The sequence below is a fragment of the Mycobacterium sp. genome (assembly GCF_032161845.1).
Taxonomy (GTDB): domain Bacteria; phylum Actinomycetota; class Actinomycetes; order Mycobacteriales; family Mycobacteriaceae; genus Mycobacterium.
In genome coordinates, this window is record NZ_JAVRQA010000199.1 from 1 (window position 1) to 8,898 (window position 8,898).

Below are 8,898 nucleotides of genomic sequence, written 5' to 3' on the forward strand. Positions count from 1 at the left end.
CTGGATGCCGGGGACGCCGGCCCTGGCGAGCCCGACCCAGAGGACTCAGCCGCGCCAAGCGAGCCAGAGCCCACCCCGCTGTTGGCCCCCGCTGACGGAGTACCCGAACTGGCCGTCACGTCCGACCAGATCCTGGCCGCCGCCGAACTCCTGGTATCCGGTCACGGTCCGTTCGCAATCGACGCCGAGCGGGCGTCGGGTTTCCGCTACTCCAACCGCGCCTACCTGATTCAGATTCGGCGCGAAGGTGCGGGCTCGGTGCTGATCGACCCGGTGAGCCACGGCGAGGACCCGCTGGTGGTGATGGCGCCGCTGGCCGACGTGCTGGACACCGACGAGTGGATTCTGCACGCAGCAGACCAGGATCTGCCGTGTCTTGCCGAGCTCGGGATGGTGCCACCCCGGTTGTACGACACGGAGTTGGCGGGCCGGCTGGCCGGATTCGACAGGGTGAACCTGGCCGCGATGGTCCAGCGGCTGCTCGGCCTGCACCTGATGAAGGGACACGGGGCCGCCGACTGGTCCAAGCGCCCACTGCCGGCCGACTGGCTGAACTATGCCGCGCTGGATGTCGAGGTCCTGCTCGAGCTGCGCGCAGCGATCGCCGCGGAACTGGAGGCCCAAGGCAAGACACGCTGGGCGGCAGAGGAATTCGAGCATCTGCGAACCTACGTCGCCTCGCCGACCCGACGGGATCGGTGGCGCAGGACCTCGGGCATCCACAAGGTGAAGAACCCGCGGACGCTCGCCGCCGTCCGGGAACTGTGGACGACACGCGACCAGATCGCCCAGCGCCGCGACATCGCGCCGGGACGCATCCTGCCCGACGCCGCAATCATCAACGCCGCCACCGTGGATCCCGACACCGTCGAGAAGTTGGTCGCGCTGCCGGTCTTCGGTGGCTCGCGTCAGCGCCGCAGCGCAAGCGTCTGGATCGACGCTCTGGCGCGTGCCCGCACCGCCACCGACCTACCGAAGGCCGCCGAGCCGGTCACGGGGCCACCGCCCGCGGTGCGCTGGAGTCGACGCAAGCCAGAGGCGGCCGAGCGGCTCGACCTCGTCCGTGCGGGTCTGACCGAACTGTCCCAACGGGTTTCGGTTCCCGCCGAGAATCTGTTGACACCGGATCTGGTGCGGCGGTTGGTGTGGGACTGGCAACCGGTTAGCGACACCTCCACGGTCATCGATGCGTTCCTCGCCGAGGCGGGAGCCAGGCCCTGGCAGCGGGAGTTGACGGTGCCGGTGCTAACCGACGCGTTGACTCGCGCCCCGAAAGACCCACCGTCGGAGAACCCGCCGTCGGAGGACCCACCGGACTCCTAGGTCTTGCCGACCCGGTCGACGTGCTCGAGGAAGTGGCGCAACACCGCCTCGGGCGCCTCGATCTGTGGCCAGTGCGCGATGTCGTCGGCGAGCATCACGACGTCGGGCTTGGGGATCACCGCGAGGTACCGGTCCGCCATGTGCTTGCCCGAGTTGGGATCGATCGGACCGTCGATCAGTCGCATCGGGACGCTGGTCTCTCGCATGGCGCGTACCCAGCGGTTCCGGTACCGGTAGCGGTCGTTGACGAACCTGCCCACCTTGTGGGTCACCCGCGCGCCGTCGTTGAAGTCCATGATCTGGTGGAACTGATCGAGCATGCGCGGCGTCGGCTTGGTGTTGGGCCCGAACATCTGATCGAGGGTGCGGTCGATGATCCGGCGCGACACCGGGCTGCCCTGGAACCGACTGGTCATGTCGCCCAAGGGAGTTCGCGACAACAGCTTCTGCACCAGCCGGGGTGTGTAGGACTCGTTGAACAAACCGCCGTTGAGCCAGGTGATCGAGTCGATCGTCGGTGCGCCGTAGGCGTTGTCGCCGGCTTCGTACCGCGCGAGCAGCTCCTGGCCGACCGAGTCGCCGAGGTCGTGCGCCAGCACGTGGCAAGAGTCGACCCGAAGGTGGTGAAGGAGGGCTTCGTGCATGTCGGCGTGGTCGGTCACCGAGTACTCGTAGGCCGCCGGCTTGGCCGAGAAGCCCATGCCGATCATGTCCGGGGCGATGACGGTGAACCGCTCTACCAACTTCGGCCAGATGAGCGACCAATCCCAGGAGCTGAACGGATATCCATGTATGAGCAGGAGCGCGGGGCCGGTGCCCTCGATTCGGAAGAAGATGTCGAAGCCCAGGTAGTCGAAGTACTGACCGGCGGCCTTCCAGCGCTCAAGTTCGGCGTCCATGGCGGAAGCTTAGGCCCGCGAAGCGAACCTTCTCGATCGGCCTCGGCGCCGAACGTGACGCCACTGCGAAATTCGGCCCGGATCGTCGCAGTGGTGTCACGTTGGGCGGATCAGGACGCGTTGGCTAGTCGACCCGATCGATGACTTGGGACTCGCCCACTGAACTGCCGAGCGCGGCGACCCAGCCGGTGATCTGACGGGCGACGTTCTGCTCGGTCAGGCCCACCCCGGCGAGCACCTCACCACGCGACGCATGCGCCTGGAACTCCTGCGGCACACCGACGTCGCGGCATGGCACGTCGATCTCGTTGCGCCGCAACGCCGCCGACACAGATGAGCCGACGCCGCCGTGCACGCCGTGGTCCTCCATCGTGACGACCAACTTGTGTGACAACGCAAGTGGGCCGAGGGTCTCGGGCACCGGAAGTACCCAGCGAGGATCGACGACCGTGACGCCGATGCCCTGATTGTGCAGCCGTTCGGCCACTGAGAGCGCCATCGAGGCGAAGGAACCGACCGCCACCAGCAGCACGTCCTGCGAAAGACCCTCGGCGGGGACCGCGAGCACGTCGACGCCGTCGCGGCGTACCACGGCGGGGATGTCCTCGCCCACGTCGCCCTTCGGGAATCGGATCGCGGTGGGTCCGTCGTCGACGTCGAGCGCCTCGCCGAGTTCCTCGCGGAGGCGGGCGGCGTCACGGGGCGCCGCCACGCGCATGCCGGGCACGATGCCGAGTACCGACATGTCCCACACCCCGTTGTGGCTGGCGCCGTCGGGACCGGTCACCCCGGCCCGGTCGAGCACGATCGTGACCGGCAGGCTGTGCAAGGCGACGTCCATCATGATCTGGTCGAAGGCCCGGTTGAGGAACGTCGAGTAGATCGCCACCACCGGATGCATGCCGCCCATCGCCAGCCCCGCGGCCGACGTCATGGCGTGCTGCTCGGCGATTCCGACGTCGAAGAAGCGGTCCGGGAAGCGCTTGCGGAACGCGCTGAGACCGGTCGGACCCGGCATGGCGGCGGTGATGGCGACGACGTCGCGACGCCTCGCCGCCCGTTTGATCAGCTCGTCGGAGAAGACCGACGTCCAGCCCGGCGCGGCGACTGACGTCGCCAGCCCGGTCTGCGGGTCGATGATCCCGGTCGAGTGCATCTGCTCGGCCTCGTCGGACTCGGCAGGCCCGTAGCCCATGCCCTTGCGGGTGGCCACGTGGACGATCACCGGCGCATTGAAGCCGCGCGCGTGCCGCAGCGCCGCCTCGACCGCATGCTCGTCATGACCGTCGATGGGGCCGACGTACTTCAGCCCAAGATCGGTGAACATCACCTGCGGGGACAGCGCGTCCTTGATGCCAACCTTGACGCTGTGCATGCACTGGTAGCAGAGCTCGCCGATGAGGGGCACGCCGCGAACGGCCTTGCGTCCCTCTTCGAGAAGACGCTCGTATCCCGGCTGCAGGCGCAGACCCGCGAGGTGATCGGCGAACCCGCCGATGGTGGGTGCGTAGCTCCGGCCGTTGTCGTTGACCACGATGATCACCGGACGGCGCGCCGCCGCGATGTTGTTGAGCGCCTCCCAGCACATTCCGCCGGTGAGCGCGCCGTCGCCGACGACGGCGACCACGTGCCGATTGCGATGCCCGCTGAGCTCGAACGCCTTGGCCAGTCCGTCCGCGTACGACAGGGCGGTACTGGCATGGCTGGACTCGACCCAGTCGTGCTCGCTCTCGCTGCGAGACGGATAACCCGACAGCCCGCCCTTCTTGCGCAGGTTGTCGAAGTCGGGGCAGCGTCCCGTCAACATCTTGTGGACATAGGCCTGGTGCCCGGTGTCGAAGATGATCGGATCGTGCGGCGAATCGAAGACCCGGTGCAGCGCGAGCGTTAGCTCGACGACGCCCAGGTTGGGGCCGAGATGTCCGCCGGTGGCAGCAACCTTGTGGATCAGGAACTCACGGATTTCGACCGCGAGATCGTCCATCTGCGACTGCGTCAGGTGCTGCAGATCAGCGGGGCCGCGGATCTGAGAAAGCATCAGGCCAGTTTACGCACGGAGGCGTGGAGTGGCCTGTCAAGGTTCGTATACGTCGGGCACGCCGTCGCGGTCGGCATCGGCGGTCTCGCGTTCGTGAATGCGTCGATACGCCGCATTGCGGCTGACCAGGACGACGGCCGCCAAGGCCCCTGCCACCACGGATCCGACGAGGACGCCGATCTTGGCGTCGGCACCCGTCACAGTGCCGTAACCAAATGCCAGCTCGCCGATGAGCAGCGACACCGTGAATCCAATTCCGGCCAATAGTGCGACCCCGAGCACGTCGCGCCAGGCCAAGTCATCGTCCAGTTCGGCGCTGGTGAATCTGGCCAACAGGAATGTGGTGATCAACACACCGAGTGGCTTGCCAAGGACTAGACCCGCCATCACCCCGATGGTGGCGGGGTGGGTCAGCGCGTCGGCGAGGCCGGTCCACCCGCCGACGGTCACTCCGGCGGCGAAGAACGCGAACACCGGGACGGCGATGCCTGCCGAGACGGGCCGGAGGCGGTGCTCGAAGCGCTCCGCGAGCGCGTGCCGTCCCAGCACCGGCACCGTGAATCCGAGCACGACGCCGGCGACCGTCGCGTGGATTCCGCTGGCGTGGACCAGCGCCCAGGTCGTCACCGCAAGCGGCACCAAGACCCACCAGCGCGTGATTCCGCGCTGCACGGCCATGGCGAACAGCCCGCCGGGAATCAGCGCCAGCGCCAACGGGACCGGAGCGAGGTGATCGGTGTAGAAGGCGGCGATGACGGTGATCGCCAGGAGGTCGTCCACGACCGCGAGCGTCAGCAGGAAGGTGCGCAACGCCGTCGGCAGATGCGTCGATAGCACCGCGAGGACGGCGAGGGCAAAGGCGATGTCGGTGGCGATCGGTACCGCCCACCCACCGAGGTTGGCGCGGTCGCCCGCAGCCAAGTTCACGCCGATGAAGATCGCCGCAGGCACGATCATCCCGCCGACGGCCGCAGCGATCGGGAGGGCCGCGCGTGCCGGGTCGCGGAGGTCGCCCGCCACGAATTCGCGCTTCAGTTCCACACCGACGACGAAGAAGAAGATGGCCAGCAGACCATCCGCCGCCCACGATGCGACGCTCAACCGTAGATGCAGCTGGTCCGGTCCGATCGCGAACTCCGACACCGCGCGGTAGGCGGGCGCCCACGGCGAATTCGCCCAAACGAGCGCCGCACCCGCCGCCGCGAGCAACAGCATTCCGCCGGCCGTTTCGCGGCGCAGGACCTCGGAGATCCGGCTGGCCTCGGGCCAGGAGCCACGGCTGAAGAGTCGTGAACCAGCGGCCATGCCCGAAGCATAGTTCTGCGACGGGGACGAACACCCCACCGCGGCGACGCCGTCGAATACGTTGAAGTCCATGGCACCGACGGTCATCGAACTCCGCAGCAACGTGGCTGCCCCGGCCGAGCGGGTCTGGGAACGCGTGGTCACCCCCGACGGCATCAACGACGAGATGCGGCCATGGATGACGATGTCGATGCCGCGCGGCATGGCCGGCGTGACGGTCGACGACGTTCCGGTCGGCACTCCGCTGGGAAGGGCATGGCTCCGCCTCTTCGGTGTGCTGCCGTTCGACTACGACTACCTCACCATCGCCGAACTCGACGAGGGGACGCGGTTCCTCGAGGAGTCGACGATGGTGAGCATGAGCCAGTGGCGCCACGAGCGCACCGTGAGGCCTGACGGTGACGGAGCCTCGGTCGTCCACGACCGCGTCACGTTTACCCCGCGGTTGCTGCTTCGCATCGCGGCACCCGCTCTCGCAGTAGGCATTCGGGCCTTCTTCGCCCACCGACACCGCCGATTGCAGCGTCACTTCAGCTAGGACACGTGGGCCAGTACGGTGTCGGCGACGACTTCGACGGGCACGGTCGTGACGACCTCCAACGTCGCCGAGACCCGTAGCAGCGGTTCGACTTCCGCGAGATTCTCGAGCGCGGCGGTGATCTCGTCCTGGCGTTGGCCGTACGGATTGTTGGTGCGGGTCCGCAAGCGCTCGACGACCAGTTCGGCGGGCGCGCTCAGAAGTACGACGTGGTCGAAGCGGGGATAGAAGAGCACCTGGTTGCGCGTGGTGCCCTGGACGAACAGTATTCCGCGAGGATCCTCGGCAGAAAGCAGTTCGTCGATCCGTGCCTCGATCCACAGCGACTCACCGTCGACCGTCTCGAAGTAGTCGCCGTAGTCGGTGTCGACCGTCCAGTACCCGCGGGCGGCGAGCTCGGCCAACAACGTCGACTTGCCGGTGCCGGACATGCCGGTCACGAGAACGCGTTTCACGCGAGTGACAGCACCGCGACGCACTCGACGTGATGCGTCAACGGGAAGGAGTCGAACACCCGCAACTCCTCGACCGCGTACCCGTGGCCGCGGTAGAGACCGACGTCACGCGCGAAGGACGCTGCCTCGCAACCGATGTGGATGATTCGCGGTACGCCTGCGGCGGCCAACAGGTCGATGACCTCGCGGCCGGCGCCGGTGCGCGGCGGATCGAGCACGGCGACGTCGGCACGGCGGCGTTGGGTGCCGAGCGCACGTCGCACCGACTCGGTGAGCACGTCCACCCAGTCGAGGTCGGCCAGCGCAGCCCTGGCCGCCCGCGCCGACCCGCGGGACGTGTCGACGCTGAGCACGTGCCCCGATTCTCCGACCGATTCCGCCAGCACCGCGGCGAAAACCCCCGCGCCACCGTACAAGTCCCACGCGGTCATGCCTGGCGTGAGCTTGGCCCAGCCCTTCACCAACGCGCTATAGGTGCGCGCCGCGTCGCGGTGCGCCTGCCAGAACGCGGTAACCGGGACGCTCCACGTCCGGTCACCGACTCGCTGGGTCGCCTCGTAGGAGCCTTCGACGACCTGGGTCGACGCCTTGCGATCCGATCGCGGACCCGTCTGGACGACATGTCGGGCGCCCGCCTCGTCCAGTGCGACGTGCAGTTGCGCGCCAGGTGGCCACTTCGCTCCGTCGAGACCTGACAGCATGCCTTCGGGCACCTGCGCGCAAGACAACTCGGTGACCAGATCGCTGCTGTGATAGCGGTGAAAGCCGGCGTGGCCGGCCTGAGCACCCTCGGTGGCGACGTCCAAGCGCACCCGCGTGCGCCAGCCCGTCGCACCCGTCGACCCGACCTCTTCCGCCTCGCCCGCCCACTGGTGGCCGCCGAGTCGTTCGAGTTGATTGGCCACCACGTCGCCCTTGAGCCGACGCGCGGATGCCGGCGTCGCGAAGGCCAGGTCGCAACATCCCGAGCCGTCGGCGCCTGCGATGGGGCACAGGGATTCGATGCGGTCGGGCGACGCCTCGAGTATTTCGACCGCCTCGGCGTGCCAATGACTTCCGCGTTCCTCCGTCACCCGCGCAACGACGACTTCGCCCGGCAACGCGTAGCGGACGAACACGACGCGCCCGTCGTGACGGGCCACGCAGCTGCCGCCGTTCGCGGGCGCTCCGACCGTCAGATTCAACATCGATCCCTGGTCGCTGCGCTCCTGCCCTCCGGATGTGGTCAATCGAGGAACCCGCGTCGGGCGTCGCCGGGTGCCGGCTGTTCATCGATTCCCTTGAGCCGCTCCGACGAACTCAGCTGCCACGGAACCGACGTGACCATGACGTTCGGCTCGAAGAGCAGCCGCCCCTTGAGCCGTAGCGCACTCTGGTTGTGCAGCACCTGCTCCCACCAGTGACCGACGACGTACTCGGGGATGAACACCGTGACGACGGTACGCGGCGAATCCTTGATGATTCGCTGAACGTAACCCAGTACCGGCCTGGTGATTTCGCGGTAGGGCGAGGCGATGACCTTCAGCGGCACCGAGACCTCGCTGTCCTCCCACTTGTGCACCAGCCCATGGGCTTCCTCGTCGTCCACGTTGACCGTGATCGCCTCGAGCACGTCGGGCCGGGTGGCCCTGGCGTACGCCAGGGCCCGCTTGGTCGGGAGGTGCAGGTTGGACACCAACACGATGGCGTGATTACGGCTGGGCAGCACCACGTCACCCTCCTCGGCGGCGCGGTCGTCCAATTCCTGCTGCACGGTGGCGTAGTGCTTGTGGATCAGCTTCATGATGATGAACAGCGCGCCCATGGCCAGGATGGCAATCCAGGCTCCGGCCCGGAACTTGGTGACCACGACAACCACCAGTACGGTGCCGGTGCAGAGCAGCCCGATCGCATTGATGATGCGGGACCGGTACATCCTGCGGCGCTGATTGGCGTCGGTCTCGGTGCGCAACAGGCGGGTCCAGTGCCGCACCATGCCGATCTGGCTGAGCGTGAAGCTGACGAACACCCCCACGATGTATAGCTGGATCAGCGCGGTCACCTCGGCGTTGAAGGCCACCACGAAGGCGATGGCGGCGAACGCGAGGAAGAGGATGCCGTTGGAGAAGGCGAGCCGATCACCACGGGTGTGCAACTGGCGGGGCAGGTAGCGGTCTTGAGCCAGAATCGATCCCAGCACCGGGAACCCGTTGAACGCCGTGTTGGCGGCCAGCACCAGGATCAGTGCGGTCACTCCGGCGATCAGATAGAGACCGATCGGAAACCCGTCGAACACCGCGTTGGCCAACTGCGTGATCAACGTCTTCGGATGATAGCCCGCGGGCGCCCCACCGAGCTGCT

8 protein-coding genes are annotated in these 8,898 nt (G+C 67.5%); 2 read left to right on the forward strand and 6 right to left on the reverse strand.

Annotation, left to right across the window (positions count from 1 at the left end; all coding sequences use genetic code 11):
* Positions 1-1,323 carry an HRDC domain-containing protein gene (locus QOD90_RS11715; RefSeq protein WP_526349793.1) on the forward strand — a complete coding sequence of 441 codons (1,323 nt, stop codon included), beginning with the start codon at positions 1-3 and terminating at the stop codon, positions 1,321-1,323.
* Here QOD90_RS11715 and QOD90_RS11720 read toward each other — a convergent pair.
* The 3 genes from QOD90_RS11720 to nhaA all read right to left on the reverse strand — a co-directional run bounded on the left by QOD90_RS11720 (position 1,320) and on the right by nhaA (position 5,565).
* The gene (locus tag QOD90_RS11720; protein WP_526349795.1) at positions 1,320-2,222 is read right to left on the reverse strand and encodes an alpha/beta fold hydrolase; all 903 of its coding nucleotides are present in this window, start codon (positions 2,220-2,222) and stop codon (positions 1,320-1,322) included. The two genes, QOD90_RS11715 and QOD90_RS11720, sit on opposite strands and share 4 nt — an antisense overlap.
* Before the next feature lie 124 nt (positions 2,223-2,346).
* Positions 2,347-4,260, reverse strand: coding sequence for a 1-deoxy-D-xylulose-5-phosphate synthase (dxs, locus tag QOD90_RS11725; protein ID WP_526349797.1), 1,914 nt, complete (start codon positions 4,258-4,260; stop codon positions 2,347-2,349).
* 36 nt (positions 4,261-4,296) lie between these two features.
* Positions 4,297-5,565 (reverse strand): Na+/H+ antiporter NhaA, encoded by a 1,269-nt coding sequence (gene nhaA / locus QOD90_RS11730; RefSeq protein ID WP_526349806.1) that lies wholly within the window; start codon positions 5,563-5,565, stop codon positions 4,297-4,299.
* A 70-nt stretch (positions 5,566-5,635) separates the two neighbouring features.
* Here nhaA and QOD90_RS11735 point away from each other — a divergent pair, with 70 nt between their 5' ends.
* On the forward strand, positions 5,636-6,103 hold the full coding sequence (locus QOD90_RS11735) for an Rv1443c family protein (protein ID WP_526349799.1): 468 nt from the start codon (positions 5,636-5,638) through the stop codon (positions 6,101-6,103).
* Here QOD90_RS11735 and QOD90_RS11740 read toward each other — a convergent pair.
* The 3 genes from QOD90_RS11740 to QOD90_RS11750 all read right to left on the reverse strand — a co-directional run.
* Entirely contained in the window at positions 6,100-6,558 is a 459-nt protein-coding gene (locus tag QOD90_RS11740) for an AAA family ATPase (protein ID WP_526349800.1), read from the reverse strand. The two genes, QOD90_RS11735 and QOD90_RS11740, sit on opposite strands and share 4 nt — an antisense overlap.
* Positions 6,555-7,787: a class I SAM-dependent RNA methyltransferase gene (locus QOD90_RS11745; protein WP_526349802.1), complete on the reverse strand. Its 1,233-nt coding sequence runs from the start codon at positions 7,785-7,787 to the stop codon at positions 6,555-6,557. The genes QOD90_RS11740 and QOD90_RS11745 overlap by 4 nt, the downstream gene beginning before the upstream one ends.
* On the reverse strand, positions 7,784-8,898 hold a 1,115-nt coding region (locus QOD90_RS11750; RefSeq protein WP_526349804.1), incomplete at its 5' end, for an amino acid permease. The genes QOD90_RS11745 and QOD90_RS11750, both read right to left, overlap by 4 nt.